The organism is Kitasatospora sp. NPDC056651 (assembly GCF_042792155.1).
Lineage (GTDB): Bacteria > Actinomycetota > Actinomycetes > Streptomycetales > Streptomycetaceae > Kitasatospora.
The window spans coordinates 1-26,670 of the sequence record NZ_JBHTWX010000035.1; the positions used below are offsets into that span (position 1 = coordinate 1).

The window sequence follows — 26,670 nt, forward strand, 5'->3', positions numbered from 1 at the left end:
CCCTCGACGGACCGCGGCGCGGCTTTTCGGCAGGCACTACCAGGCACTACCAGGTGTTACCGGGTGTCAGCGGCGGCTGGTCACACCCGCTGCCAGAGCGCCGGGACGTTCGACGGCTCCCAGCCGATCTGCGCGGTGTGGCCCTGGAGGCAGCGGTAGCTGACCCCGTTGTAGGTCACCACGTCACCGGCCTGGTAGGTGGTGCCGGCGGCCCAGGTGCCACCCGGGTTCGGGTTGCCGGCGCCGACCGTCAGGCTGTACTGGGCGGTGTGGGTGGTGGAGCCGGCGGTGCCGGTCACGGTGATCTGGTAGGTCCCGGAGGCCGCCGCGGAGGAGGCCGAGAGGGTCAGGGTCGCGGACGAACCCGCCTGCACCGACGAGGGGTTGAAGCTCGCGGTGACGCCCGACGGCAGGCCGGAGGCGGTCAGGCTGACGCTCTGCGCGGTGCCCGAGGTGACGGTGGTGTTCACCGTCGCCGTGGTCGAGGCGCCGGTCTGGACGGAGCCGGAGCCCGGGTTGAGCGAGAGCGAGAAGTCGTTGCTGCCCGGGTTCGGGTTGCCGGAGCAGGTCGGGTCACCGGCCTGGGCGGGCACGCTGACCGCGTCCCAGGCGGCCTTCGTCTGGTTGAACAGGCCGCAGGTCGGGTCGAGGCTCTTGGCGGCCGTCAGGGTGGTGGTGCGGTAGCGCTTGTAGGTCATGCCGCTGGTCTTGAGCAGCATGCCGCCGTAGAAGACCTGGCCGGCCTGCTTGACGCCGATGCCGGTGACGGAGGAGCTGTTGCAGGTCGGGCTGGAGGGCTTGCCGCCGCCCGGGTTGGAGCCCAGGGACAGCAGGTAGAACCAGTGGTTCAGCGGGCCGGCGGCCGCGTGCACCTCGGTGCTGGGGATGGAGGAGGAGTAGCAGTTGGGGTTGTTGCTCACCAGCGAGGGGTTGTACATGTTGCGGATCGGGCCGTTGCCGACCAGGTTGATCTGGCGGCCGACCAGGTAGTCCGGGTAGTCGTAGGGCGCGGGCTGGTTGCTGTACTCCTTGGTCAGCGCGCCGAAGATGTCGCCGGTGCCCTCGCCGAGGCCGTTCTCGTTGTTGGCGCCGCCGGGGGTGTACTGGTCTATGCCGTGGCCGAACTCGTGGCCGACGACGTCCTGGGAGCCGATCCACTCGCCGGCCTGGCTGTGGCCGATCGACACGGAGCTGCCGTCCCAGTAGGCGTTGACGTCGTTGAGGCCGACCTTGATCGGCCAGCTGCCGCCGTTGCCGTCGTGCCCGTTGCGGCCGAGCCAGTCGCGGAGCATGTTCCACTCCTGCTGGGCGGCGTACATGGCGTCGCCGCAGCCGGTCTCCTTGCTGGAGGGGCTGCCGTTGCCCCAGGAGTCGGAGCTCTTGGAGAAGACCTGGCCGGTGCTGTTGTCGGAACAGCTCAGGCCCGGGCGGCTGGGGTCGCGCAGCGAGTAGGAGCCGCCGGAGTTGGTGGTGCTGATGGTGAGCGGGCCGGGGCCGTTCCACTTGCTGTTCACGGTGCCGGCGCGGGAGTCGTCGTAGCTGTCGACGATCTCGCCGGTGGTCGCGTCCACGAAGACGTGCACCCGGCTGGGGGCGCTGCCGTCGTGCCCGGTGAGGACGGTCTCCCAGGCGAGGCGGCTGGTGTCGTCCTTGACCCGGACGACCAGGCGGCGGGACTCCACCGAGTCGACGGCGGCCAGCTTGGTGCGGGCGGTCTTCTCCGCCTTGTCCGCGCCGATCTTCGCCTTGGTGGGCGCGTTGACCGGGCCGCGGGCGGCCGACTGGAGACCGCGGACCTTGCCCTGCCCGTCGGAGAGCACGACGGCGTCGCCGCCGACCACGGGCAGGCCGTGGTAGCTGCGCTCGTACGAGACGGAGTAGAGGCCGCCGAGGAACGGGGTGACGGCCTTGCGCTCGTACGTCTCGTCCTGGCCCTTGGCCAGCGCGTCCAGCCCGCTCGCGGCCGCGGCGTCGGCGGCGTTCACGGCGGCGGCCAGGGCGCTCGGCGCCGGGGCCGGGGTGGGCGCGGCGGTGGCCGGCCCGGCGGTGGCGGCGATCATGCCGGCCAACACGGTCAGGGTGGTCGCAGCGGTCAGCAACCGGCCGGCGGAAACTCTGTGTTGCATCGAGGCTCCTTGCATGTGGGGGTTCCTCGACGCGGACGGCATGGCTGGTGGCACACCGCAGGGCCGTGTTGTGGGGACGGCCGTGCGGGCCGTCCGCGCTCGGGTTCCCGAACACTCACACGACGTCATGACCGGGTCAATGGTTTGGACCTCTGGGGCCCGGCGTTGGCAAGTTCTGTCAAGTCCGCAGGGTCGGCTCCGCGCCGAGCTGGGCTTTCCTTCGAGTGGTTGAGACCACGTCAGAGGTGGGAGAGCGGCGGCGGGTCCACCGGCCACCCGTCGGCGGTCAAGGCGGCGGTCAAGGCGGCGGTCAAGGCCGGCCCGATGTCGGGACGGAGCGAACAGCCGCGCGGACGGAGCGTCATCCCACCATCTGACAAAGCGATCAACCTATCCGTGGCGGCACAAGGGCGCTAGGCTGCGGGCTTCCGAGCCGGCACCTGACAGTCCGCGCCCGGCTGGTGCTTCGGGCAGCCCCTCACCCGGATCCCGCCAGCCCCGGTGCGTCCCGTCCTCTTTGGTGCCGGGGACTGTGAAGGGATCTGAAGGAGGGGCGGATGGAGTCGCATTTCGCACGGGCGGTGCGGTCGGGCAGACGCCGGACCGAGGCTTTCTCCCGCGGCTACCGGCGGGTGGCCCCCGCGGTCCTGCGGATCAGCGTGGGGCTGGTGTACCTCTGGTTCGGGCTGCTCAAGTTCGTCCCCGGGGCCAGCCCCGCCGAGGACCTCGCCACCCGCTGCATGAGCGTGATGACCTTCGACCTGGTGCCACCCGGCGTCTCACGGCCGCTGCTGGCGCTCATGGAGGTCCTCATCGGGGCCGGCCTGGTCACCGGGCTGCTGCTGCCCCTCACCCTGGCCGTGTTCTTCGTGCACATGGCCGGGGTGTTCGCGACGCTCGCCCTGCTGCCCGACGACGTGTGGGTGGACGGCGTCCCGCCCGTCCCGACGATGGACGGGCAGTACATCCTCAAGAACATCGTGCTGATCGCGGCCTGTCTGACCGTCGCCACCCGGGGAGCCGAGCGGGCCGAGCCCGCCAAGCCCACCGAGCGCGCCGGGCCGACCCCCGGCGAACCCGCCGCCGCGGCCCCCGACCCGGCGCGGCCTCCGGTCGGACACCGGCTGGCGGTCGGGCACCGCCCGTCACCGTAGAGCGGCGCGGGCGGGCGGGCGGCGCGGAAGGTACGGGCCGGACCGGGGCGGCTACTTGACGGTCTTCGCCAGCGGCACCGCCAGCTGCATGATGTTCGGCAGCCGGCCCAGGATGTCGTCGCCGCTGAGGAACAGCGCCTTGTCCCCGATCCGGGTCACGACGATCTCCGAGCTGCTGTACGGGCCGGTGGGCACCCGCTTCATGTCGAAGGCCTCGTCACCGAGCCCCGGTACGGGCTTCAGCGTCACGGTCATCGGGATCGAGATGCCGTCCACGCTCTTGCCGGTGAAGGTCTTGCAGCGCTCCGCGTACGCCCGCAGGTCGGTGAGCAGCTGGGCCGCGTCGCCGGGGCGGTAGGCGCCCAGGTAGACCTGGACCATGTGCTTGTCGTCGTAGACCTCGTTCATCGCGCCCGAGAGCATGTAGCCCTGGGAGAAGATGGTCCCGGCGAGCCGCATCTGGTTGCACGGCTCCTTGATCTGCGGCGGGTCGCCCCGGTAGTCGTTGATGGCGGTGCCGGTGTCGTGCTCGTTGCCGTCGCCCTTGATCGTCCACCCGGCGGGCAGGACCGCGGCGGTCGGCAGGAACGCCTTCAGGTCCACCCCGGTGAGCGGCGGCGGGCCGCTGGGCGTGCTGCTGGGGGTGCCGAACGCCGGGGCGCCGGAGGTCCCGAGCGTCGGTGCGGCGGCCGGGCCGGTGCCCGTGGAGGTGCTCGGGGCGGCCGTCGGGGAGGTGGGGCCGGCCGCGGTCCCGGTCGGGATGTCGTAGATCGACCCCGAGCTGGAGGAGCATCCCGTGACGGCGGCCGCGGCCATCGCGGCCGCGCCCACCGCGAGCGGGATCCTGACGGTGGATCGGACCATGGACACAAGGACCCCCGTGGGTTCGTAGTCGAATGCGGTGTTTCGTACACAGGGGTGTCACCCCCCGGCAGTGACCATACCGTCGGCCCGGCGCGACGCCCGACCGGGTTTCCGCCCCGGCGCCCTGACGGGCCGCCATCTCCCGGCCCGGCCACCGGACAGCCGTGTGCACGGTGGGAATCGTGCCCGATCCACCCGGCCGACGACATGAGTATCCGTACTCAACCCGCTTCCGGGGCTGGGCCGGGCAGAGCGCCCGGACCCGCGGCAGGCGCCCCTGTTAGCCTGATTGGCATGTTCAGGAGGGGATCCGTACGGCAGGCGGGCGGCGGGGCGGGTACCGGACCGCAGCGAGCGCTGATCATCGCCACTTTCGTCAGCAGGGTCGGCAACGGTCTCTTCAACACCGCCGCCATCCTCTACTTCACGCTCGTGGTGCACCTGCCCGCCGCCCAGGTGGGAGCGGGCCTGACGATCGCCGGTCTCTGCGGCCTGGCGGCCGGGGTGCCGGCGGGGAACCTGGCCGACCGGTACGGGCCGCGCGCGGTCTGTCTGACGGCCCAGAGCCTGCAGGCCGTCACCACGGCGGCGTTCGTCCTCATCGACAGCTGGTCCGCCTTCGCGCTGGTCGCCACCCTGGACCGGCTGGCGGCCACGGCGGGCAGCGCCGCGGGCGGCGCGCTCATCGCCAGGGTCGGCAGCGAGAACCCGGCCGCCTTCCGGGCCAGACTCCGGACCTTCGTCAACCTCGGCTTCGTCGTGGGCTCCCTGGGCGCGGCCCTCGCCATCCAGATCGACACCCGCGCCGCCTACAGCGCGCTGATCCTCGCCAACGCCGCCAGCTTCGCCGGCGCCGCCATGGTCGCCTTCCTGGGCATCCCGCGCTACCGACCGCTGGAGCGGCCCGAGGAACACCGCCAGTGGGCCGTCCTGACCGACCGGCCGTACGTGTCCTTCGTCGCCCTCTACGGCGCCATGGGCCTGCAGTACCAGAGCATCTCCCTGCTGCTGCCGCTCTGGCTCAGCGCCCACACCGGCGCGCCGCGCTGGACGGTGGCCGCGGTCTACGCGGTCAACAGCGCCGTCTGCGTGCTGCTCCAGAGCAGGCTCGGCTCCACGGTGGAGACCCCCCTGGAGGGCGGGCGCGCCCTGCGCCTCGCCGGGATCCTGTTCCTCGTCAGCTGCCCGCTGATGGCGCTGACCGCCGACGTTCCCACCTGGGTCGCGCCGGTGCTCGCCGTCCTCGCCGTGGGCGTCCACAGCGTCGGCGAGGTGTGGGAGTCCTCGGGCGGCTACGCGCTCGGCTTCGGGCTCGCCCCCGGCCACGCCCAGGGGCAGTACCAGGGTTTCCTCGGCATCGGCTTCGACGCGGGCCAGGCCCTCGCCCCCGTGATCCTGACCGGCGTCGTCCTCGCGCTCGGCCACACCGGGTGGCTGCTCCTCGGCGTGTTCTTCGCCGCGCTGGGCGCGGCCGGCCCTGCGGTGGCCGCCTGGGGCGAACGCACCCGGCCCGGGGAACCCTCGGCCGCCGTGACGGCCCGGAAGTAGGCGGCGGATTGTCGATTCGTGGTCGAAGTTGCCATGGAATTATCGATAGGTATGTTGATCTCCAGCCGGTATCCGGTACGACAGACCGGCACCGATGAACGGGAGATTTGGTGAGCAGCGCAATGGAATGGCTTGAGGAGGTGTTCGACAACGGTTTCTCCGTGACCTTCGCGGAGGGCCTGGAGGCGCGGGAACTCCTGCTCAGGCTGGGCTGTGACGCCGAGAGCCTGGAGATGATCGACCAGGAGGACGCCGAGGAGCGGCAGCTCGAGGACGACGACGTCACGATGATCCGGGCCGGGGTGCACGACGGGTGGGCGTTCGCGGTGCAGGCCTGGGGGGCGCGGGTGTTCGGCGACGGGGTCCTGGAGAAGGTCTCCGCCGGGACGCGCGCTCTCGCGGTGGTGAGCACGGCGAGCATTCCGTGGTTCACGTACTGCGAGGACACGGACGAGGTGTGCGGCTTCGATCCGGGCATGCCGTGGATCCGTCACGGCAGTGACCCCGACCGGTTCGACTCCGTGATGGCGGAGGTCGGTCTGAACCCCTCCGCGCAGACGCCCGAGCCCGGGTCGGTCGCCGGGATGCTGAAGCTCGCCGAGCGGGCGTTCGGGGTCGGCCTGCCGTACGAGGACGTGGTCACCGAGGAGCTCCTCGGCGGGGTGGTCCCCGAGTAGGGGCGCGCCCCGAAGCGGTCGTGCGGGCGGGAGTCGGGCCCCCGCCGGGTCAGGCCTGCCGCTCTCACGGAAACGGGCGAATGGGAACTCGTCGCACGACGGGTTGTTCTCCTTGCCCGCGACACCCGCCGGGTACGCGACGAACGAACTGTCGCAGATCCTCCTGCGGTTCAGCTCGAAGACGGTGGGGTCGGACACCCGATGGAGCGGGCTGTTGTGCCGCTTGCTGCCGGGGTAACTGTCGAGCTTCTCCTGGAGGACCCAGTAGAAGACGCACCCCGAGTCGGGAATAACGCTCGAATATCCTTCGTAATCCAATCATGTGTCAGTCCCATCAAATTTCGGGGCACTTACCCCTCCGGACGGCATGGATCGAGCGTGTACGGATGATGAGCAGGTAAAGAAGCCTTCGGACGCCGCCGCCTGGCGGCCGCCGTCGACCAGCCGCTCGGCCTACGGGGGCCGCGGACGCCGGCCACGGCGGTGGGCGGCCCGGCCCGCGAGAGGCCCGCACTCCCGCCGAACCGTCACCTCGCGACCTCCCGGCCGACCTTGACACCCTCCCGCCGCCAAGACCATGATTCCATTAATTGACTAGTGGAATTGAGGGTGTGCGCATGTCAGACGCATTCGCTCCGCACAGCTCGCCCGGCGCCTGGGCCCTGGAGGCCCGAAGCCTGGGGAAGCGCTACCGCCGCGGCTGGGCGCTGCGCGACTGCTCGTTCCGGCTGCCGGCCGGGCGCATCTGTGGACTCGTCGGCCCCAACGGGGCGGGGAAGAGCACCCTGCTGGGGCTCGCCACCCAGCAGATCCGGCCGACGGAGGGCGAGCTGCTGGTCTTCGGGGTTCCGGCGGGCGACGCGGCGACGAGGCCGAGGATCGCGTTCCTCGGTCAGGACAAACCGCTGTTCAAGGGGTTCACCGTGGCGGAGACGCTGCGCCTGGGCGCCGAGCTCAACCCCGCCTGGGACACGGCCTCGGCCGAGCGGATCGTCCGGGCCGGCCAGGTGCCGATGGACGCCCGGATCGGTACCCTCTCGGGCGGCCAGCACACCCGCGTCGCGTTCGCGCTCGCCTTCGGCAAACGGCCCGACCTGCTGATGCTGGACGAGCCGATGGCCGATCTGGACCCCCTGGCCCGCCACGACCTGAGCTCCCTGCTGATGGCGGAGGCCGCCGAGCGCGGCATCACCGTCGTGATGTCCTCGCACCTGCTGGCCGAACTGGAGGACATGTGCGACTACCTGCTGGTCCTCGCCGGGGGCCGGGTCCGGCTGGCGGGTGACACGGAGGCACTCGTCCCGGCCCACGCGCTGGTGACGGGACTGGTCACCGACGGGGACCCGCTCGCCCCGCTCGCCCCGCACACCGTCGTCGAACACCGCGTCCAGGGACGGCAGTTCCAGGCGCTGATCCGGCCCAACGGCCCGCTGCGCCCCGAGTGGGAGGCTGTCGAGCCGACCCTGGAGGAAGTGCTGCTGGCACACCTGCGCTCGCCGGACGCGCCCGCCCTGTACACACCCGGCGCCCGCCACGAGGCCGAAGGGACCCGCGCCGCATGAACACCACCCTGACCGACACCCCCCTGACCGACACCCCCCGGACGGCCGTCCGGCGCCCCGGACGCCGACTGCTGGGCGGGGTGAACTGGCTGGTCGTGCGCCAGCACCGCGCGGCCCTGCTCACCGTGGCCGCCGCGGTCGTGCTCGGTTCCGCCTGGATCGTCTACCAGCGCGACCGCATGGCCGGAAACCTCGCGGCGATCGGCTGGCCGGACAAGCAGCCACCGCTGCCGCTGCCCGGCGCGCAGGACATCAACCTCACCATCACCGCGCTGGGCACGCTGCCGATCCTCCTCGGCGTCTTCCTCGGCGCCCCGCTGATCGCAAGCGACCACGAACGCGGCACCCTGCAACTGGTCACCACCCAGTCGGTGTCCCGCCGCCGGTGGCTCGCGGCCAAACTCGGCTGGAGCTACACGGCGGCCCTGCTGGCCGGCGCGGTGCTCTCGGCGTTCTTCACCTGGTGGTGGAAGCCCTACCGCGCCGTGTTCCCGAGGCCGTGGTACGAGGGAGGCATCTTCGACCACACCGGACCGATGCTCCCCGCGATGTGCCTCTTCCTCGCCGCGGCCGGGATCGCCATCGGCACGCTGACGCGCCGGGTCATCCCGGCGATGGCGGTCACCTTCGGGTTCTCCATGGCCGTCCAGATCGTCTGGGACCGGCTGTACACGCACCTCGCGCCGGCACGGATGTTCAGCTCTCCCTACGGTGGATCCATCCACGAGAAACTGGACGCTCCGATCGAACTCGACCGCTGGGTCGGTACCGCCGACGGCCGCCTCTACGGCTGGGGAACGTGCGCGAAGGAGACGGCGGCGGCGTCCGACGCCTGCCTGAAGGACCACGGGATCGTCAACGACGTCATCAAGTACCTCGACTTCGGCCAGATGCCGGCGATGCAGTGGACCGGGGCGGGCATCCTGCTCGCGGCCACCGCGGTCGTCACCGTCGGCACGGTGTGGTGGGTGTCCAGGAAGCTGTAGGGGCACGGCACCGTGCGTGACACGCGTATCGTTTCCACAGCACGAGACAGGGGGTGAGACGAGTGGTCATGTTCCGCATCAACAAGCGCAGCGGAGTGGCGACGTACCTCCAGATCGTGCGCCAGGTCGAACAGGCGCTGCGGATGGGCGCCCTGGAACCCGGGGACCGGCTGCCGACGGCCGCCCAGGTCGCGGCGGACACCAAGGTCAACCCGAACACGACCCTCAAGGCGTACCGCGAGCTGGAGCGCGCGGGGCTCGCCGAGGTCAGACAGGGGGCGGGCACCTTCATCACCCGCTCCCTGGCACCCGCGCAGGAGGGCCCCGCCTCGCCGCTGCGGGCCTCGCTGGCCGCGTGGATGGACGAGGCGCGGTCCCAGGGGCTCGGCGGCGAGGAGGTCACCGCCCTGTTCCTGGCGGCGCACGCGGCGGCCTTCCCCGCCGGGACGGACGGCTGACAGCCGGGGCGGCCCCGGGAGCCCGGGCCGTCGGAGCACGGGCTGTCGGAGCACGGGTCGCCCGGCCCGGTCAGCAGGCCCTGGTGCTGCGCCGACGGCGCAGCACCAGGCGCAGGGCGAAGCGCAGCCGGCCGGTGGTGGGACGGCCCGCGAGGACGGCCTCGAAACGGCGCTGGTCACGGGCCGCGCGCAGCACCGCGACGTCGTGGGTGCCGGGGGCGGGCGGGGCGGGCTCGTCGCGCTGGGCGGCCCGGTAGCTGTCGAAGAGGTGCTGCTGCAGTGCGTTCATGCGCTCACCTTCCACCGGGGCCGCCACGCCGGTCCCGTCGATTGACGGCCCTCGTCAAACGGCGTGCGAGCTCCCCCGCCCGGCCCGGCATCATTGGGGAGTGAGCGTGACCATCGACATCACCGGACTGCCGCACGAGCGGATCACCTTCTGCCCCTCGCCGCTGGCCGAGCTCGGCAACGCGCTGCACGCGCTCGCCGAACCCGCCCACCACGCCAGGCTGCACGCCTGGACGACGGCGACCTCCGCCGCGCTCGAAGCGGAGCTGGCCGACCGGCTGCTGGAAGCCGACTTCATGTGGCGCTCGACACGCTCCGACTTCCTGATGCCCGCCCAGCCGCGGGACACCCTCGCCGAGGAGCTGGACGACCTCGACCGCATGGACGACGAGAGGTTCGTCGGCGCGGCCCTGGAGATCTCGTGCAGCACCAGCCACTACCCCAAGGGCCTGCCGTCGCCGCTGGTCGACGCGTGGGCACGGCGCCGCGCGCTCGACCTCGCGGCGGCCCGCGGCCCGCGTCAGGCGGCGTTCGTCGAGCGGATGCTCGCCGAGCCCACCGCCACCCGCGCCTGGATACGGCGCCTGCTGGAGGACTGCGACCAGGCGTTCTTCGCCGACACCTGGCGCCGGGTCGGCGTCCAGCTCGCCGCCGACGCCCGGCACAAGACCGAGCTGCTGCGCCGCAAGGGCCTGGCCGAGGCCCTCGCGGCGGCGTCCTCGGCGCTGAGCCTGGAGGAGGACGGGAACGGCAGCCGCATCGTCGTCGACAAGCTGGTGCACGGGCGCACCGATGCCCGCGACACCGCCGTCACCCTGCTGCCGACGGTCTTCGGCTGGCCGCACCTCTTCTCCCTGTACTCGCCGGGCTGGCAGCCCGTGATCCAGTACCCCGTCGCCTCCCACGAGGTCGGCGGCACCGAGCCGGTGGAGACGGTCAGGCTGCGCCTGGAGGCGCTGACCCACCCGATGCGGATGAGCATGTGCCGCAACCTGGCGCGCAGCGCGTACTCGACCAGCGAGCTGGCCGACGCGTACGGCATCACCGCCCCCGAGGTCTCCCGCCACCTCGCCGTCCTGCGGAAGGCCGGACTGCTGATCACCCGGCGCCGGGGCCGCTACGTCCTGCACCAGCTCGACCTCTCGGTGGTCGTACGGCTGGGCAGCGACTTCCTGGAGTCGGTGCTGCGGTAGGGGGCTGATCACACGGTGAGGCCGTCACCGTTCCCGCGCCCGGCCCCGGCACCGCCCGTACAGCAGCCCGCCGATCGGTGTACGGCGGGGCTGCTGTACGGGCGGTGGAGCCCCGGGGGTGTCAGCCCAGCGGCAGCTCCAGCCGGGCCTCACTCCCGCTCACGGAGCTGACCGTGGTGGTGGTGAGGGCGGGGAGGTCCGAACCCGCGTAGGAGTAGAGCGGGTCACGGCTGTTGACCACCAGGGCGAGCCGGTGCCCGACCGGCAGGTCGTAGGAGACGGCCTGGAGGAGCCAGGCGACGGTGGTGTTGACGTTCGGGGTCAGGTCGGTGGCCGTGTACGGCTCGTGGGTGATGATCCGGGCGGTGCCGTCCGGGGCGACGTCGTACAGGTAGGCGACCACCGTGGCGGCGTCGGTGCTGCTACGCACGGTGAGCCGCACCGTGGCGGCGCCCCGGATCCGGCGGGCCACCTCGCCGGATCCGGCCAGCGGGTCGGTCGACCAGACCAGCAGCTGGTCGCGCTCGAAGTTCGCCGGCTCGTACACCCTGGGGTTGCCGAACCACTCCTGCTGCCCGGTCTTGAGCAGCTCGCCCGCGACGGAGGAGGTGAGGGCGCCCGCCGCGAAGTCCCGCGACCATCCGACGGTCGGCTTGTCGGTCAGCGCGCCGTCACCGGTGTCGCCGGCGCCGGTGAGGTGCCAGTTCTCGCTGCCGGTGGTGACCTCCTGCCAGGCCTGGTACGTCTCGCGGCGCGCCGGGACGGTGATCAGCTTGGTGCCGCCCGGGATCGCGACCGTCTGGTAGGTGAACATGCTCTGGCTGCTCACCGCCGGCCAGTTCGGCACGTCGTTGTCCACGCCGAGCAGGTGGTGGTCCAGCCACTCGTAGGCCTCCCGCGTCGGCTCCGCCAGCCCGGGGAACGGCAGGCCGGTCACCAGCCCGGCCAGGCCGGGGCCCTCGGGGGCGCCGTGGTCGCCGATCCAGAGGTTCAGCCGCTTCGGCACGGTGAGCCGCTCGAAGAGGTCGAGCACCGGGTTGACCGGGAACAGCGTCTCGTGCCAGGTGTTCGAGATGAACGTCGGGATGCCCCGCGCGTTCGTCTGGTCGACGTAGGCCTGCGGGGAGCGTTCGGTGCCCCAGGCGACCACCTCGTCGAGGTTCCGGCCGTTCAGGAAGTCCTTGAGGAGCTGCTGCGTCTCCTCGTCGAACTTCTCCTCCAGCGGGCCGCCGGTGAAGTCGATCAGCGCCTGCACCGCCTCCAGGTGCCGGGTGCCGTTGTTGTACAGGCTGGTGGCGAGGTTCCCCCAGGTGCTCAGCGCGACCACGGCGTCGACCCGGCCGGCCGGGTCGTGCGCGGCGACCAGCTGGCTGATCCCGGAGCCGTAGGACTCGCCGAGGAAGCCGATCCGGCTGGGCTCCAGGGACTCCTGCGCGTAGTCGATCACGACCGAGCCGTCGGCCCAGTCGTTGGGCCCGGCCACGTCGATGAAACCCTCGGAGGTCGACGGCCAGCCCTTGATGCCGATGCCGCGCGGGGAGTAGGCCAGCACGTGGTAGCCGCGCTGCGCCAGCTTGAGGTATGCGTAGAGGAAGGGCAGCCAGCCGAACGGGTTCCAGCCGGCGGGCACGATCACCACGGGGTGCGGGGCGCCGTCGTTCAGCTTGATCGTGAACGACGACAGCCGGACACCGTCGTGCGAGACGATGCGGGGCAGTGCGATCGTGGCGATCCGCTGGACATCGGCCACCAGCTTCGAGAGCTCCGACGGAAGTTCGACGCCCTCCTCACCCTGGAGAGCAGCGAGCAGCGCCCGGGACACGTCGACGACAGCCTGGCTGACGCTGTGGCCTGGGCCCCAGACGCCGTTGGTGGCGATGTCGGTGAGCGTCGCTTCGGTGACCGACGGAGTCTGGTCACTGGTCATTCGGAACCACCTTCTCTGTGAACGGATGCCGACCGGAATCATGATCAGATCAGAGGAAGAACAGAACTGATACGCCATCAACATTCATCAGAACCAGTGATGTTGCTGCGATATCCACTCCCATCCGCCTCATCTGCGCTATGCACCGCGAAACCCGGCACCCCACTGCCTCGCCGCGCACAGCACACCCGCCCACTTGAACCGGGCGCTCGAACAGCGTCATCATCGGGATGCCGCCCGCCGGGCCGGCACTCCCGCGAACTCGGAGCCCGCGAGGGTGACTTGGGAGACATCGGAAGTGTCCGGCCGTGACGTCCGCCCGAGCGAACAAGGAGCAGCCCCGGTGATCGACTTCGACGTGCTGACCGACCTGGCCCTGCGCGAGGGCGTCGAGTGGATCGGCGTCGGCGTGGTCGTCCGTGACGCCTCCGGCCGGATCCTGATGATCCGCCGGGCCGCCCACGACGTCCTGCCCGGCCTGTGGGAGTACCCCGGCGGCGGCCGGGACGACGGCGAGGACGTGGTGGCCGGCGCCGCCCGCGAGCTGGCCGAGGAGACCGGGCTGAGCGGCCATCCGCTGGAGTACGTACGGCACCTGGACTTCACCGGCCACCACGGGACGCGCGGGCGGCAGTTCGTCTTCACCACCGTCGTCCCCGACGGCACCCCCGTCACCCTCTCCCCCGACCACGACGCCCACCGGTGGGCCGCCCCGGACCGGCTGCCGCCGACCGCGAACGACCGGCGCGAGGTGATCCGGTGGCTCACCGACCGCCTGGCGCGGCCCGGTTGGCGGCCGGCCGGCAACTACCTCACCGGCATCGCCCGGCCCAGCGCGTACGGCTGCTTCCTGGTCACCGACCCGCGGGGCCGCGTGCTGGGGATGCGTTCCGCCCTCGACCCGGACGTGTGGAACTTCCCGGGCGGCAACGTCGAACGCGGCGAGACCCCGTTCACCACCGCCCTGCGCGAGGCCGAGGAGGAACTGGGCCTCGACCTCGCCGCCGAGAACCCCGAGGCCGTCGCCCGCCGGCGCCTGGTCACCGTCGTCCACGAACAGGCCGGCGGCCCGTCCCCCGTCCCGGCCTGCGGCTACGTCTTCGACGGCGGCGCCCTCACCGAGGAGCAGCAGGCACGGATCCGCCTCGATCCGGCCGAGCACACCGAGTGGCGCTTCGAGAGCGCCCACGACTGGCGCTCCCTGATGACCCCCGACCGCTACCAGCGGCTCCGGCAGGTGCTGCGCGCCCACCGCTCCGGCGTCCCGCTCTACCTGGAGCGCCCCACCCAGGACGGCGACGACTTCGAGGGCGTTCTGGTCTTCGTCACCGACCGCGCGGGCCGGCTGCTGATGCACCAGCGCGAAAACCGGCCGGGCATGCCGTGGCCGGGCCACTGGACTCCGATCGGAGGCTGGCGCGAGGCCGACGAGACCGCCGAGGAGAGCGCGGTGCGCGAGGTCCGCGAGGAGGCCGGGATCGACATCAGCGGCCTGCGACCCCTCCCCGACCCGCACCACGACCTCGGCCTCCCGCTCACCCGCGTCCTGCACGCCGTCTGGGACGGCACCGAGAGCGAGCTGCGGCTCGGCGACGAGGGCCTGGCCGTGCGGATGGTCCCCCTCGACGACGTGCTCGACCTCAAGGTCCCTCCGTACCTGCGCCACTACCTGCCGCTGCTGGCCGAGGCCGCCCGGAGGCCCGCGTGAGCCCCGGCAGTCCAGCCCCCCAGGTCATCGGCGTGCACCTCGTCCTGGTCGAGGAGGGCAGGGTGCTGCTCGGGCACCGCAGGAACACCTCCTTCGCCGACAACCAGTGGCACACCCCGGCCGTTCACCAGGCAAGCCGCGTGTCGTGTCCGTTCCGATTCCGGGCTGGTAGGCGCGTCGGTCCGCCCAGCCGCATCCGGGCGTTCACCAGGGCTCGAGAGCGCTCCGGGACGAAGCGCCAACCGCCGCGTAACGAGAGCACGGAGGTCAGGTCGTCGACCGGACACGGTCAGGCCTGGACCAGGCGAAGCGATCGTGTTCTGTCTGGTTCATCCGGACCGGCCAGTGACCGGGCGGTTCCTCGGGGTGAAGAAGGACCCCCGAAGTCCGGCGCCACGTTGTCCAGCAGGTCGGCGGCCCGGGTGAAGCCCGGGACGTGGCGCATGTCCTGCCGGGCCCGCAGGGTGTCCGGGTCGTTGTCGCAGACCGCGACCAACTCGGCCCGGTTGGAGGCGAGCAGGCCGGGAAGGTGGTCTTCGAGTGCCTGGTGTCCGAGGCCGATGACCGCCGCGCGTCGTTTCATGGGCTGACTCCTTCCGCTTCGTGAGGGAGCTTGTCGATGCGTGTCGAGTACAGCGCCAACTTCGCTTTCCTGGAAAGGCATTGTCTGTAGTCCCGGGGTTGTCCCGCGCTCGCGCGCAGTAGGCTTCCTGTCACTGTCGATGATGGAATTGGCCCCGTGGACGACCCGATCCGGCACCCCCTCGCCTACGCCCGTGAACTGCGCGGGTGGTCGCAGAGCGACCTCGTCGTGTTCCTCGACCGGGCCGCCCGCAAGCGCGGGCTCCGCTCCGGCGCGGACAAGACGGCCGTCAGCCGGTGGGAGAACTGGCGCAAGCAGCCGAACCTGGACTCCCAGATCCTGATCGCGGAGGCCTTCGACGTTCCGATCGCCGACATGGAGCTGTTCGGGTGGCCCGATTGGCTGCCCGGCCGTGAGGTTCCACTGCCGCTGGGATCGGCGTACACCGTCCAAGCACTTCGAGATGCACAGAGAGCCGCCATGGACCGCCGCAGCTTCATGACCTTCAGCGCCGTCTCGCTGGCCGGCCTCGCCGCCCAGTGGGCCACGATCGAGCCCGATCGCCTGACTTCCGCCCTCGAGGGCAGGACGGCCGTGGACCCCGGGCTCGTGGACTGGCTGGAGGAAACCAGCGCGAAGCTGACGACGCTGCCCACCGAACAGCGCCAGCACACGATCAAGCTGATGGACTCTCATCTCGCCACCGTCACCGACCTGATCGAGGGCGGCGGCCACGCCGAGCCCGTCGCCAAGCGACTGCACCTCCTGACCGCGTCACTGGCCACCACCTGCGGCTGGTACCGCTTCGACCAGGGCAAGCACTTCGCTGCGGGAAAGCTCTGGGCAGCGGCCCTGCAAGCCGCCAACGCCGCAGGTGACCGCGACTTCGGCGCCGGTGTGCTCTCCGACTTCGCCTACCAGTCGAACTGGATCGGCCAACCGAACATCTCGGTGGACCAACTCGGCCACGCACTGTCCGGTACCAAGCACCCCACCGCCCGGTCGCTGCTGTTCCTCCGGCGGGCCAGGGCCTACGCCGCGCTCGGCGAACGCTCCGCGTGCTACCGCGACCTGTCCGACGCCGAGACTGCGCTGTCGACGCGGGCCACCGACCCCGCGCCAGGCTGGTGCGCGTGGATGAGCCCCGCGGACCTCGCGGTCGACTCCGGCCAGTGCCTGCTCGATCTCGGCCGGGCCGACGAGGCGCACGTCAGGATGGCCGAGGGCCTGGCCCTCCTACCCAAGGCCCGGGACAAGACGCGCGGCATCTTCCTGACCTACCAGGCCAAGGGCTTCCTGCAATCGAACGACGTCGAGCAGGCCCTCGCCGTCACCACCGAATCCCTCGATCTGGCCACCCGCATCGGCGCCGAGCGGTGCATCACCCTGGTCCGCGAACTCTCGCCGACGTTCAAGCCGTACCGCCAGGTTGACGGCGTCGCCGATCTCATCGAGCGTGTCCGGTCTGCGTGACGGACACTCATATCGGAGTCACAAGTGATCAGCGGCCCGGCGAGGATGATCCGAGCCGCCGTGGGGCCGCCGAGCGCCGATCTGCGAAGCCCGGCCCCATGCGTCCCCCTACCGGTCGGAGTACCGTCCATGGAGTCCCTGCGTCAGGCCGTCTGCGTCATCGTCCACGACGAGGCCGCGGCCCGGATCCTCTGCGTCCACTACGCGGCCAACGGCTGGCCCGTGACCCCGGCGTGGACGATGCCGGGCGGCAAGGTCGAGGAGGGCGAGCGCCTGGACGAGGCCGCCGCCCGCGAGCTGCGGGAGGAGAGCGGCCTCACCGTCGACCCCGAGGAGCTGCGGCTGGTCCACACCGTGCAGGTCAGGGCCGGCTGGGACGGCGTGACCCCGTTCCTGCTCTCCGCGTTCGCCACCACGCGCTGGCGCGGCGAGCCGGCCAACACCGAGCCGGACAAGCACCTCGCCGTGGAGTGGCGGGACGCCGACGCGCTGCCGACTCCGATGTTCCCCACCGCCCACGCCGCCCTCACCGCCTACCTGAACGGCGGCCGGGGCTTCTCCACCCACGGCTGGGAGCCCGGCACGGGCCCCACGGTCCCCACGGGACCCACCGTCCCCACGGAGCCGCGCGCCCTGGTCGGGCCCGTCGAGAACGCCGGGGCCTGACGTGCCCGGCCGCCACCGCCGCCCGCCCGCACCCGACCAGGCCCGCCTGCTGCCCGACACCGACCTGCGGCTGCGCGCCATCGCCGAGGGCCGCACCCTCACCGACGAAGGCGTCGCCGCCCTCCCCGGCGCCACCCACGCATACGCCTACCGCACCCTCTACCGGCCCGACGGCAGGGTGGACGAGATCCTGGAACGCCTCGCCCCCGGCCCGCTCCACCCACCACCCGGCCTCCACCCCACCGACTGAACCCGTCGGTTCGGTCGTCCGGTCAACGGTGCACCCAGTCCGGCACCCACACGTCGCGCGGGGTTCGCGGGCAATCGGAGCGGCTGTGAGGAGAGCACGCTCGACGGGCGGCTCCGGTCGAGCGGGCGGTGCGGAGGACCTACCCGTCTGCACGGGGGCGCGGAGGGCGTAGGTGATGAATCCGCCGCGCTCACCGGTCGGTTCGAAGCCGGTCTTGCGGAGGACGCGGCCGGAGGCGGGGTTGTCCGGGCGGTGCTTGGCGCGGACCTCCGGCAGGCCGAGGTGGCCGAAGGCCAGGGCGAGGATCCTGCGGACCCCCTCGGTGGCGTAGCCCCGGCCCCAGGCGTCCGCGCGCAGGATGTAGCTGACGGCGGCGACGGGGCGGTCGCGGTGGAGTTTGACGACGCCGAGGAGGTCTCCGTCGACGTCGAGGCCGAGCACGTACAGCGTGCGCGGCGACTGTGCCGCTGCCGCCGTGATGTCGCGCAGGCAGGAGCGGGCTTCGTCTGCGTCCATCGCTGCCCGGCCCAGGTGCCTGGTCGACTCCGCGCCGTAGATCCGCAGCAGGGCCTCGGCGTCACCGGAGCCGAGTTCACGTAGCTCGATCACCCGTCCACCGCTTCGATGAGCCTGGTCAGTTCGGCGGCGGTGGGCCGGTCGTCGGGGGCGGCCAGCAGGGCGTAGCGCAGTCGGGCCTGGAGGGCGGGCCAGGGCATCGCGGTGGACATAGGGATCGCGCGGTGTGCGATGGCTTTGCGGATCGCTTCCACGGGCGCGTCCTTGTCGAGGCCGGCGGTGTCGTAGTCCAGGGGCCACGTGCCGGTGGCGCAGGTCCACAGGGTTCCGGCGAGGGCGTAGACGTCGGCGGTCTGCGTGGTTTCGACGGGCTGGGGGCCGTTGATGATCCGGGCGGCGAGTTCGGGCGCGGTGAGGTGGATCATCGTGCCGCCGAACGTCGGCCACGGGGTGCTGTCGAGCCTGCGGGACCAGGCGAAGTCGAGGAGGCGCACCGTTCCGTCCTCGCCGTGGATGCCGTGCGCGGGCTGGAGGTCTCCGTGCACCCACCCGTCGGCGTGGAAGTCCGCGACGGCGCGGCACAGTCCGGCGGCGGCGGTGAGGGCTTCGCTCTTCCCGCCCTTGCCCTTGCGCAGGGGCCGGAAGACCTGCCAGGTGGACGGCCCGCTCAGCCATGGGGTGACGTACCAGACGCCGTCGGCGAAGCGGCCTGCGGTCACGGTGTAGCCGGGGAGCTGGTCGAGGACGGAGGCTTCGCGGGCGGTGACCTCGGCGGCCTCGCCGGTGCCGAGTTTGATGCTCGCCGCACCGTGCGGACCGGTGGCCTTCCATACCGCCGAGCCCCGGCGGTCACTGACCGGTGCCAGCGTCAGCGGGCCACAGATCGCCGTAGCGGCCTTCACCGCTTCTCGGGCCTCGGCAGGGAACTCGCCCATTCTCGAACCGCCTTCCATTCGCAAGGGATGTGCTCGAAGACGTCGCGGCCGTCGTCGGCCGAGACCGCCAGGGCCGCCGCGAGGTCGGGGGTGGTCTCCAGGAATCGCGGGTCCATCTGCCGGACGCCCGCTCGAACCGGGAGGAACGAGAAGGGCGGCGGCGGGATCCGCTGCCCGCGTCGGCCGGACTCGACGGTGCCCTGGGGGAACTTGCCGAACATGACCCCGACCGGGGCGTACAGGTGTTTCAACGCCCAGTGCGGCCAGGCCATCAGCTCCCCGTGGCCGGTGCCCTGGCAGTGCCCGCGCAGCACGACGTTCTCGCACACGAGGACGCCGAACGGCCGGCGCATCAGCGGGCGGACCCACTCCGCGGCCTGGACTCCGGCGTGGAACAACTCGGCTTCCACGGCGTACCGGTGGCTGCCCGGGGTGATCTCGTAGACCGTCCACCCGGTCATGCCGCGCGAGGTGGACGGGCGAAGGAACGGGCAGTGCCCGTACAGCCCGGCGAGGTAGGCGTCCACGTCCACGCTGACGGGGTTCTCCGTCCGGGCTTCGGTGAGGCGCAGCGCCCCGGCGGTCGGCCGGGACGCTCCGTCGGATTGTGCGGTGGTCACCGGGTGGTTACCGGTGGGGTCAGGTCGTCGCCGTCGCCGTCGCCGGGCTCGGGCGCGCAGTTCCACTCGGCCCACACCTCGCCGGTCTCGCGGTAGCGGGCCAGGGCCTCGGTGTCGAGCGTGCCGTCGGCGTTGGTGAACCAGATCTCGGGCAGGGGGCCGTAGGCCTCCTCGTACGCGCTCACCCAGGGGATGAAGCCGGTGCCGGCGCCCTCGGTGTGGGCCAGCCTGCGGCCGGCGTGCCGGAACGCGAACGCCTCGTACGCGGACGGGGTGGCGGTGAGCCGGTGCCACGCCGCGTCGACGGCGGTGGAGAACATCTGCGGCGCGGCCTGGCCCGCGTCGATCCGGCGCGCGGCGATCGTGAAGAACCTGCCCAGCTCGTCCAGCGCCGGCGCGGGGCCGGGCGTGGGGGTGATGCTCATGGGCTTCTCCCATCAGGGTTGGCGCTGCCTATCCGAACGGGGACGGGCAGCGGTGAGGGTGGTGCGGACCCGGCCCGCCATGACCCATTCCGAACGGGCCGGGAGTTCGTGGCGCGCAGCTCGGTAGGTGCTACGTCCGGGCGGGGGCGAGCGCGGCCCGCAGCGCGGCGCGGCGCTGGGGCGTCCGAGCGCGGGTGATGCAGTCGTGACAGATCAGGTGGCAGGTGCTCTGTTCGTCACCGGGGGCGTGAAGCACAGTGCCCGCGCAGACCAGCGTCTCGCGGCGGCAGACCCAGCAGGTCCCCTCGCGGTAGCCGTCGGGCCGGTCCACGGACGGGGCACTCGCGGCTGCGTCGGCCGCTCGGTAGTCCTTCAGCGGGCTCCAGCCGGCAGACAGCCGAGCCAGCTCGAACTTGGCCGGGCCGGTTACGACTTCGCGATACACCCGTGGGGTGGTGCGTCTCGCCATTGATCCTTCCTCCGACCCCGGGGCCGCCTCGGAGGGGGGCACCCGGAACTGCTGACTCTCTGTTGGGGGGTGAGGGCTGCCGCACCCGGTCTACGGCAGGCATCAAGGTTGTTCGCAGGAGACCAAGTGGGCACTAGGCTTCCGCTGTCACCGCCGATGCCGTAGTCATGAAGTTACGGCCGGTGAAACCAGGGTTCGACGGACTGCCAGTACGAGTTACCCGGACGATCGAGGCCAAGGGGGCCCGGAATGGCCGCTCGGACACCACCGAGGCGCACCGAAACACTGACTGGCAGTCAGCCCGAGCCCGCGCGGGTCCCGGAAGGGGTGATCTCCGGCTTCCTGTTCAAGGTCATCCGGGAGCAGATCCCGAGGACTCAGGACGAGCTGGCCGTGGACCTGGGCATGGACAAGAGCACCGTCCAGGGCTGGGAGTCCGGCCGCCGCCCGCTCTCCTCCACCAGGGCCGGGAACCTCGTGGTACTCCGCCGGAAGCTGATCCTGCTCGGCGCACCGACCGGACTGGTGGACCTGATCAGCCTCGCGATGGACGCGGACTTCGTCCTCGGCGAGATACTGCGGTCCCGGCCCGCGAAGGCCGACGTTCTGGAGCACCCGCTGGCCGGCTGGGTCCTGACCCGGGACACCACGCACATGATCGGCTGGGCCGTCAGCGGGGTTCTGCCCGGAGCGGTGGCCGCCGAGTTGAGCATCCCTGCCGCCCGACGCGGGCCGGTCTCCGCTGCGCCGCTCCTCGGGCAGGACGTGCGCTCGCGCTTCTTCGACAACCTCCGGCACACCGCCGATCTGGTGGAGGCCGGGGGCGAGGACACCGCCTTACTCCGGAGACAGGTCTGGTACCTGTCCTCCTACGACCGGACTCGCGACGTGGTCGAGTGGTTTGGTGGGATGCGGCGCCGAGGCCGAATTCCCTCAGTCGGTTCGGGGTGGTCACCCCGCTGGGCCGAGGCCCGGTCGGTCGCGGCAGCATTGGCGCGGCAGGGGGACCCCGAGCTACTCCGGGACTTCATCGCCCGCTCGATCACCGACAACGACGACTTCGAGACCGCGAACCTGAACTACTGGGCTCACTGGCTCGGGCTCGACTCACGTCCCCAGACCAGCGATGACTTCATGGCCGAGCAAGAACGCCCGGCGTGGGACGCCTCCTCGCTACTGCGGCAGTTCGCCATCCGGCTGGACCGCGCGGGCGAGTACACCGACCTGTACGTCCATTCGATCTGGGCGCTCATGCTCACCCGACGCGGCCTCGCCGATGCGGACCCCCGAACGGCCTGCGGCCTGGCGGCACGAGTGCGCACGTTGCTCGATGGTGACGGCCTTTCACAGCAGTCCCGTCGCGAGTTGGAGTCTGTGCACTACGGTCTGCGGGTAGGCGGCTACAGCAACAGTCGATCCAACAGTGAAGGACAGCAATGACGGACGACAAGCAGGCGAGGGGCACCGCGAGCTACCTGTTCGAGGCGGGAATGCTCAAGCGGGCGAAGCGGTCCGGCTGGTGGATCGCTGGGGTCAAAGACCCTGAGACGATCGCCGAGCACTCGTTCCGGACGGGCGTCGTCGGCGCGGTGCTCGCGATGATGGAGGGCGCCGACCCGGCCAAGGTCGCCCTGCTGTGCCTCTTCCACGACACCCAGGAGACCCGGGTCAGCGATATCCCGCACATCGGTCGGCGCTACCTCACCGCCTCCTCGAACGAACGCGTGACCGCCGACCAGGTCAGCGCCGCTCACCCGGCCGTCGTTGCCGGGGTGCAGGCCATCGTGGAAGAGTACGAGAACGCCGGGAGCCTGGAAGTCACCGTCGCCCATGACGCGGACAAACTGGAGTGCCTGATCCAGGCCGTGGAGTACCGCGAGCAGGGATACCAGAACGTCCAGCCGTGGATCGACAGCAGCCTCGGCAGTCTCAAGACCGAGTCGGCTCGCACCCTCGCGGAGGCAGCACTGACCATGACGTCCGTGGAGTGGCAGAAGATCTACCTCGCGTGACGCCACCCACGCGTGTCCTCGAGACCGCCCCCGAAGGCCCCCTGGCCTATCTCCACCTGGTTCGCTTCTCGTCTCCCCCCCCGTCCCTGTCGGAGGCGGGGGGGTATTTCGTTCCGGGGCCTCGTCACGCGTTCACGAGGAGGGGGCTGCTGCCGCCCGACGCCGACCTGCGGCTGCGCGCCATCGCCGAGGGCCGCACCCTCACCGACGAAGGCGTCGCCGCCCTCCCCGGCGCCAGGATCGGGACGGCCGCCGTGATCACCCAGGGAGTGACGGTCGGCGCCGGTGCGGTCGTCGCCGCGGGCGCGGTGGTCACTCGTGACGTTCCCCCCGGCACCGTGGTCGCGGGAGTGCCCGCCCGGGTGATCAAGACGACCGGCTGAGCCCGACCGGCGGTCAGTCCTGAAGGGCGCTCGGCAGGTGGAAGCCGACCTCGGCGCCGCCACCGGGGGCGGCGGTCGCGAAGACGGTGCCGTGGTCGGCGGCGACGAGGTCGTGGACGATGGCCAGGCCCAGCCCCGAGCCCGGGGTGGCCTGGGTGCCGGCGGCGCGGAAGAAGCGCTCGAAGACGGCCTCCCGGTCGCCGGGGGCGATGCCGGGCCCGTGGTCGCGCACGGACAGCCGGGTGCCGGTGACCCGGATCTCCACCGGGGTGCCGTCCGGGCTGAACTTGACGGCGTTGCCCACCAGGTTGTCCACGCAGCGTTGCAGTGCGCGCGGGCGGGCCAGCACCGGCACCGGGCCCTCGATGGTGACGGCGATCTCGCGGCCGGTACGGCGCTGGAAGCGCCGGGCGCTGTCCTCGGCGGCGGTCGGCAGGTCGAGCGGCTCCGGATCCTCCGCGGTCCACTGGTCGGTGGCCAACTCGACCAGCTCGCGCACGATTTCGTCGAGCGCGACGGTCTCGGTGACCAGGGTGGCGAGGATCTGCTCCTCGTCCTCGGGGGCGAGCCGGCCGCGGGCGCGCTGGAGGAGTTCGGCGCAGCCGCGTACCGAGGTCAGCGGGGTGCGCAGCTCGTGGCTGGCGTCCTGGACGAGGCGCTGCTGCTGCTCGCGGGAGCGGCGCAGCGCGCCGACCATCGACTCGAAGGCCCGGGTGAGGCCGCCGACCTCGTCGCGCCCGGCGGCGGGCAGCGGGGTGGCCAGGTCGCGGGTGGTGGTGATGTGCTCGGCGGCGCGGGCCAGGCGCCGCACCGGGCGCAGGATCCGGCCGATGACGAGCCAGCTGAGCAGGGCGCAGGAGGCCGCTGCCGCCGCGCTGGTGGCGGTGATCCGTCGCAGGAACGCCTCGTCGACCTCGGCGGCCCCGGCGTAGGTCTGGCCGACCATCACCGCCCCTTGCCCGTCGGGGCGGGCCTGGGTGAGGACGCCGTAGGGGGTGCCGTCGACGGTGACGTCCTCCTGGTGGGAGCCCTGTCCGGTGCGGGCCACCTCCAGGGCGCGGGCCGAGACCGGCAGGGCGGGGCCGTCCGGGGTCAGCGGGCGTGCGGTGCCGTCGGCGGGCAGCAGCTGTTCGACGGTGTCGGGCCTGGCGAGCGGGAGGCGGCCGAGGTCCAGGGCGTCGAGCACGGTGTGGGCCCGGTCCTGGAGGCTCCGGTCGAGCTGGTCGGAGACCAGGGTGCTGACGCCGCGGTAGGCGGCGGTGACGGGCACGGCGATGGCCAGCAGGACGGAGGCGAGGACCACGAGGCCGATCCTGGTGCGCAGCATCAGGCGGTCCTGACGGTGTAGCCGACGTTGCGCACGGTGTGGATCAGCCGGGGCTCGCCGTCCTCCTCGGTCTTGCGCCGCAGGTAGCCGACGTAGACGTCGAGCGAGCGCGAGTCGGTGTCGAAGTCGTAGCCCCAGATGCGCTGGTAGATCTGGTGGCGGGTCAGGACGGTGCCCTGGTTGCGCAGGAGCAGTTCCAGCAGGTCGAACTCGGTCTTGGTCAGGTCGAGCCGGCGGGTGCCGCGGTGGGCCAGCCGGGCGGCGGGGTCCAGGGTGAGGTCGGCGAGGCCGAGGCCGGCGCCTCCGGCGCCCTCGCCGTCCTCGGCGCGGGGCGGCTCGGTGCGGCGCAGCAGGGCGCGTATCCGGGCCAGCAGTTCCTCGGTGGCGAAGGGCTTGGCGAGGTAGTCGTCGGCGCCCGCGTCCAGCCCGGCGACCCGGTCGCCGAGCTGGTGGCGGGCGGTGAGGACCAGGACGGGCAGGCGGTCGCCGCGCCGGCGCAGCATCCGGCACAGCGCGAGGCCGTCGAGGCGGGGCATGACCACGTCCACCACGGCGAGGTCGGGGCGCCGGTGTTCCAGGAGCTCCAGGGCCTCCTGGCCGTCGGCGGTGGTGAGCACCTGGTAGCCCTCGAAGCGCAGCAGGTGGTCGAGGGTGCGGCGGACGCCGGGGTCGTCCTCGACGACCAGGATGGTGCGCCGGGCGGTGGTGGTGTGATCTGTCATGGCGTCATTTTCGCTGGTGGCGGGCGTGGTCATGCGGGTCGGGGGTGGCGGGTGAGCGGGTTCGCCGGTGCGCGGGTCGGCAGGTCACCGGTTCAGCGCGGGACGGGGACGACGGTGACCGGCGGGACCTGCGCCAGGCAGGAGGTGTCGCCGACCTCGCCGGTGCGGATGAAGCCGCTGGAGATCTCCAGCGCGCAGCCGGTGGACTCCATCTCCGGGAGGTGCCCGCTGTTGGGCACCGAGACGAAGGCGCTGTGGCGGAACTGGGCCGCCGACAGACGGGAGTTGACCTCGGGGGTGTTGGTGTCGAGGTCTCCGGACAGCACCAGGACGGGCACGTCGGGCAGGTTCTTCAGATCGGTCGGCTGCGGGCGGGCGGTGCCCCGGCGCGGCCAGTTCAGGCAGTTGTCCCCGCCGTCGGTCTGGCCCGCTGCCCAGCCCTCGGGGCTGAAGGCCCCGAAGTCGGCCGGGTTCGCGGCGGCCAGAGCGGCGCGGTACTGGCGGCGGCGCTCCGGCACCGGGGCGTCCGGGTCCCAGGTGCGGGCGTAGTCGTTGCAGGTGACGGCCAGGAACGAGGCCTGGTCCTCGGTGCCGGTGCTCTCCATCTCGCCGCGCACCAGGGCGGACAGCGGCTCCTCGTCGCCCACGGCGAAGGCGTGCAGGGCGGCGGGCAGGGCGCCGAGCAGCCCGGGCTCCCCGGGGTGCAGGCCGATGCCGCGGGTGGCCGGCTCGTACATCAGGTCGGCGAGCTTGTCCTCGGTGAACTGCACGGTGCGCCGCTCGCCGTCGACCGTGGCGGTCACCTTCAGCGGGCGGGTGCGCAGCCGCTCGGTGACGGCGGCGAGGTCGTGCACCACGGTGTCCGGGTCGCAGGCGCCGCTGCGCTCGCAGATCCGGCGCAGCGTCAGGGAGACCTGCTGGGCGCCGGGCCGGGCCAGGGAGTCGAAGGCGACCGGGTAGGCGCCGGACAGCACCATCTTCTCGACCCGCTCGGGGTGGCGGTCGGCGTAGACCGGCATCAGGTAGGTGCCGTACGACATGCCGTACAGCACCAGCTTGGGGGCGCCCAGGCGCTCGCGGGCGGCGTCGATGTCGTCGGCGGTGGCGGCACTGGTGTAGCCGCGGGCACGCGGGCCGAGCTCCTCGGCGCACTCGGCGACGGCCTCGCGCTGGCCGGCCCGCGGGGCCCAGCGGTACTCGGCCTCGGTGACGTCGCAGGGCAGCCGGCCGGAGCGGCCGGTGCCGCGCGGGTCCAGCAGCAGCACGTCGTAGTCGTCCAGCACCCCCTGCAGCGCGCCGGCCACCTGCTCGGCGCGGTCGATCAGGGTCTCACCGGGGCCGCCGGGGTTGAGCGCGATGGTGCCCAGCGCCGGGCCGGGGCGGCCGTGGCGCACCACCGCGTAGCTCACGTCGATGCCGCCCAGACGCGGCTCGTCGGCGACCAGCGGGCGGTGCATGGTCGTGCAGTCGACCCGGTGCCCGGGGACGTCCGGGCACCACGCGGGTCGGCCCTGGGTGTCGGCGGAGGAGGCCCGCGCGGCCGGGACGGCCTGGGCGGCCTGCGCGGCGGGGGCGGTGGTGAGGGGCAGCGCGGCCGCCAGGACGGCCAGGGCCGCGGCCGCCAGGGTGCTGCGCCTCTTCGCGCCGTTCGTGCCCGTGCTCGTACTCGTGCCCGTGTTCGTGCTCGTGCTCGTGCCCGTGTTCGTGCTGGTGCTGGTGCTGGTGCTGGTACTCGTCGTCATCGCCGTGCCCTCCGTACGTCCTGCGGTCCGTGTGGGTACGACTGTGCCGGGCGCCC

Annotated in this window: 24 protein-coding genes and 3 pseudogenes; 14 read left to right on the top strand and 13 right to left on the bottom strand. The window is 72.1% G+C overall.

The window, feature by feature from the left end; translation table 11 throughout:
• Window positions 1-98: 98 nt before the first annotated feature.
• A pseudogene (locus ACFRAR_RS16080) lies at window positions 99-2,126 on the bottom strand (M4 family metallopeptidase); the annotation flags it as partial.
• Between the two features lie 557 nt (window positions 2,127-2,683).
• Here ACFRAR_RS16080 and ACFRAR_RS16085 point away from each other — a divergent pair.
• On the top strand, window positions 2,684-3,280 hold the full coding sequence (locus ACFRAR_RS16085) for a DoxX family protein (protein WP_380698682.1): 597 nt from the start codon (window positions 2,684-2,686) through the stop codon (window positions 3,278-3,280).
• A gap of 51 nt (window positions 3,281-3,331) precedes the next feature.
• Here ACFRAR_RS16085 and ACFRAR_RS16090 read toward each other — a convergent pair whose 3' ends face one another.
• On the bottom strand, window positions 3,332-4,144 hold the full coding sequence (locus ACFRAR_RS16090) for a hypothetical protein (RefSeq protein ID WP_380698683.1): 813 nt from the start codon (window positions 4,142-4,144) through the stop codon (window positions 3,332-3,334).
• A 294-nt stretch (window positions 4,145-4,438) separates the two neighbouring features.
• Here ACFRAR_RS16090 and ACFRAR_RS16095 point away from each other — a divergent pair, with 294 nt between their 5' ends.
• From ACFRAR_RS16095 to ACFRAR_RS16115, 5 genes are all read left to right on the top strand, one after another.
• The gene (locus tag ACFRAR_RS16095) at window positions 4,439-5,692 is read left to right on the top strand and encodes an MFS transporter (RefSeq protein WP_380698684.1); all 1,254 of its coding nucleotides are present in this window, start codon (window positions 4,439-4,441) and stop codon (window positions 5,690-5,692) included.
• Between the two features lie 110 nt (window positions 5,693-5,802).
• Window positions 5,803-6,369: a DUF6461 domain-containing protein gene (locus ACFRAR_RS16100; protein ID WP_380698685.1), complete on the top strand. Its 567-nt coding sequence runs from the start codon at window positions 5,803-5,805 to the stop codon at window positions 6,367-6,369.
• A gap of 617 nt (window positions 6,370-6,986) precedes the next feature.
• A complete protein-coding gene (locus tag ACFRAR_RS16105) occupies window positions 6,987-7,931 on the top strand; it encodes an ABC transporter ATP-binding protein (RefSeq protein ID WP_380698686.1) in 945 nt (314 codons plus the stop codon).
• Window positions 7,928-8,917 carry an ABC transporter permease gene (locus ACFRAR_RS16110; RefSeq protein ID WP_380698687.1) on the top strand — a complete coding sequence of 330 codons (990 nt, stop codon included), beginning with the start codon at window positions 7,928-7,930 and terminating at the stop codon, window positions 8,915-8,917. The genes ACFRAR_RS16105 and ACFRAR_RS16110 overlap by 4 nt, the downstream gene beginning before the upstream one ends.
• Window positions 8,918-8,985: 68 nt before the next feature.
• Complete coding sequence (locus ACFRAR_RS16115; RefSeq protein WP_380698688.1) at window positions 8,986-9,375, top strand: GntR family transcriptional regulator; 390 nt, start codon at window positions 8,986-8,988, stop codon at window positions 9,373-9,375.
• 70 nt (window positions 9,376-9,445) lie between these two features.
• Here the strand turns inward: ACFRAR_RS16115 and ACFRAR_RS16120 are convergent, their stop codons facing one another.
• On the bottom strand, window positions 9,446-9,664 hold the full coding sequence (locus tag ACFRAR_RS16120; RefSeq protein WP_380698689.1) for a hypothetical protein: 219 nt from the start codon (window positions 9,662-9,664) through the stop codon (window positions 9,446-9,448).
• Between the two features lie 100 nt (window positions 9,665-9,764).
• On the opposite strand from ACFRAR_RS16120, the gene ACFRAR_RS16125 reads away from it, so the two are divergent.
• Window positions 9,765-10,856, top strand: a complete 1,092-nt coding sequence (locus ACFRAR_RS16125; RefSeq protein WP_380698690.1) for a DUF5937 family protein — start codon at window positions 9,765-9,767, stop codon at window positions 10,854-10,856.
• Between the two features lie 121 nt (window positions 10,857-10,977).
• Here ACFRAR_RS16125 and ACFRAR_RS16130 read toward each other — a convergent pair whose 3' ends face one another.
• Entirely contained in the window at window positions 10,978-12,783 is a 1,806-nt protein-coding gene (locus ACFRAR_RS16130) for an alpha/beta fold hydrolase (RefSeq protein WP_380698691.1), read from the bottom strand.
• A 343-nt stretch (window positions 12,784-13,126) separates the two neighbouring features.
• On the opposite strand from ACFRAR_RS16130, the gene ACFRAR_RS16135 reads away from it, so the two are divergent.
• A complete protein-coding gene (locus ACFRAR_RS16135; RefSeq protein ID WP_380698692.1) occupies window positions 13,127-14,491 on the top strand; it encodes an NUDIX domain-containing protein in 1,365 nt (454 codons plus the stop codon).
• Between the two features lie 289 nt (window positions 14,492-14,780).
• Here ACFRAR_RS16135 and ACFRAR_RS16140 read toward each other — a convergent pair whose 3' ends face one another.
• Window positions 14,781-15,074, bottom strand: a complete 294-nt coding sequence (locus ACFRAR_RS16140) for a hypothetical protein (protein WP_380698693.1) — start codon at window positions 15,072-15,074, stop codon at window positions 14,781-14,783.
• Window positions 15,075-15,230: 156 nt separating this feature from the next.
• Between ACFRAR_RS16140 and ACFRAR_RS16145 the strand changes: the two genes are divergently transcribed.
• The 3 genes from ACFRAR_RS16145 to ACFRAR_RS16155 all read left to right on the top strand — a co-directional run bounded on the left by ACFRAR_RS16145 (window position 15,231) and on the right by ACFRAR_RS16155 (window position 17,463).
• Window positions 15,231-16,547, top strand: coding sequence for a helix-turn-helix transcriptional regulator (locus tag ACFRAR_RS16145; protein ID WP_380698694.1), 1,317 nt, complete (start codon window positions 15,231-15,233; stop codon window positions 16,545-16,547).
• A gap of 129 nt (window positions 16,548-16,676) precedes the next feature.
• Window positions 16,677-17,213, top strand: a complete 537-nt coding sequence (locus tag ACFRAR_RS16150; RefSeq protein ID WP_380698695.1) for an NUDIX domain-containing protein — start codon at window positions 16,677-16,679, stop codon at window positions 17,211-17,213.
• 1 nt (window position 17,214) lies between these two features.
• Window positions 17,215-17,463, top strand: coding sequence for a hypothetical protein (locus tag ACFRAR_RS16155; RefSeq protein WP_380698749.1), 249 nt, complete (start codon window positions 17,215-17,217; stop codon window positions 17,461-17,463).
• Between the two features lie 261 nt (window positions 17,464-17,724).
• On the opposite strand, the pseudogene ACFRAR_RS16160 reads toward ACFRAR_RS16155, so the two are convergent.
• The 5 genes and pseudogenes from ACFRAR_RS16160 to ACFRAR_RS16180 all read right to left on the bottom strand — a co-directional run.
• Window positions 17,725-18,072 (bottom strand): annotated as a pseudogene (locus ACFRAR_RS16160) (GNAT family N-acetyltransferase); the annotation flags it as partial.
• Entirely contained in the window at window positions 18,069-18,914 is an 846-nt protein-coding gene (locus tag ACFRAR_RS16165; protein WP_380698696.1) for a hypothetical protein, read from the bottom strand. The pseudogene ACFRAR_RS16160 and the gene ACFRAR_RS16165, both read right to left, overlap by 4 nt.
• Complete coding sequence (locus tag ACFRAR_RS16170; RefSeq protein WP_380698697.1) at window positions 18,878-19,534, bottom strand: hypothetical protein; 657 nt, start codon at window positions 19,532-19,534, stop codon at window positions 18,878-18,880. Before ACFRAR_RS16170 ends, ACFRAR_RS16165 begins: the two co-directional genes overlap by 37 nt.
• Entirely contained in the window at window positions 19,531-19,959 is a 429-nt protein-coding gene (locus ACFRAR_RS16175) for a hypothetical protein (RefSeq protein WP_380698698.1), read from the bottom strand. Before ACFRAR_RS16175 ends, ACFRAR_RS16170 begins: the two co-directional genes overlap by 4 nt.
• Before the next feature lie 130 nt (window positions 19,960-20,089).
• Window positions 20,090-20,404, bottom strand: coding sequence for a hypothetical protein (locus ACFRAR_RS16180; protein WP_380698699.1), 315 nt, complete (start codon window positions 20,402-20,404; stop codon window positions 20,090-20,092).
• A gap of 273 nt (window positions 20,405-20,677) precedes the next feature.
• Here ACFRAR_RS16180 and ACFRAR_RS16185 point away from each other — a divergent pair, with 273 nt between their 5' ends.
• The 3 genes and pseudogenes from ACFRAR_RS16185 to ACFRAR_RS16195 form a co-directional block, all read left to right on the top strand.
• Entirely contained in the window at window positions 20,678-21,868 is a 1,191-nt protein-coding gene (locus ACFRAR_RS16185) for a helix-turn-helix domain-containing protein (RefSeq protein ID WP_380698700.1), read from the top strand.
• Complete coding sequence (locus ACFRAR_RS16190; protein WP_380698701.1) at window positions 21,865-22,440, top strand: HD family hydrolase; 576 nt, start codon at window positions 21,865-21,867, stop codon at window positions 22,438-22,440. The genes ACFRAR_RS16185 and ACFRAR_RS16190 overlap by 4 nt, the downstream gene beginning before the upstream one ends.
• Window positions 22,441-22,679: 239 nt before the next feature.
• Window positions 22,680-22,823 (top strand): annotated as a pseudogene (locus ACFRAR_RS16195) (sugar O-acetyltransferase); the annotation flags it as partial.
• A 13-nt stretch (window positions 22,824-22,836) separates the two neighbouring features.
• Here ACFRAR_RS16195 and ACFRAR_RS16200 read toward each other — a convergent pair.
• From ACFRAR_RS16200 to ACFRAR_RS16210, 3 genes are all read right to left on the bottom strand, one after another.
• Entirely contained in the window at window positions 22,837-23,769 is a 933-nt protein-coding gene (locus ACFRAR_RS16200; protein ID WP_380698748.1) for a sensor histidine kinase, read from the bottom strand.
• A gap of 380 nt (window positions 23,770-24,149) precedes the next feature.
• Entirely contained in the window at window positions 24,150-24,872 is a 723-nt protein-coding gene (locus ACFRAR_RS16205; protein WP_380698702.1) for a response regulator transcription factor, read from the bottom strand.
• A gap of 92 nt (window positions 24,873-24,964) precedes the next feature.
• On the bottom strand, window positions 24,965-26,614 hold the full coding sequence (locus ACFRAR_RS16210; protein WP_380698703.1) for an alpha/beta fold hydrolase: 1,650 nt from the start codon (window positions 26,612-26,614) through the stop codon (window positions 24,965-24,967).
• Window positions 26,615-26,670: the final 56 nt, after the last annotated feature.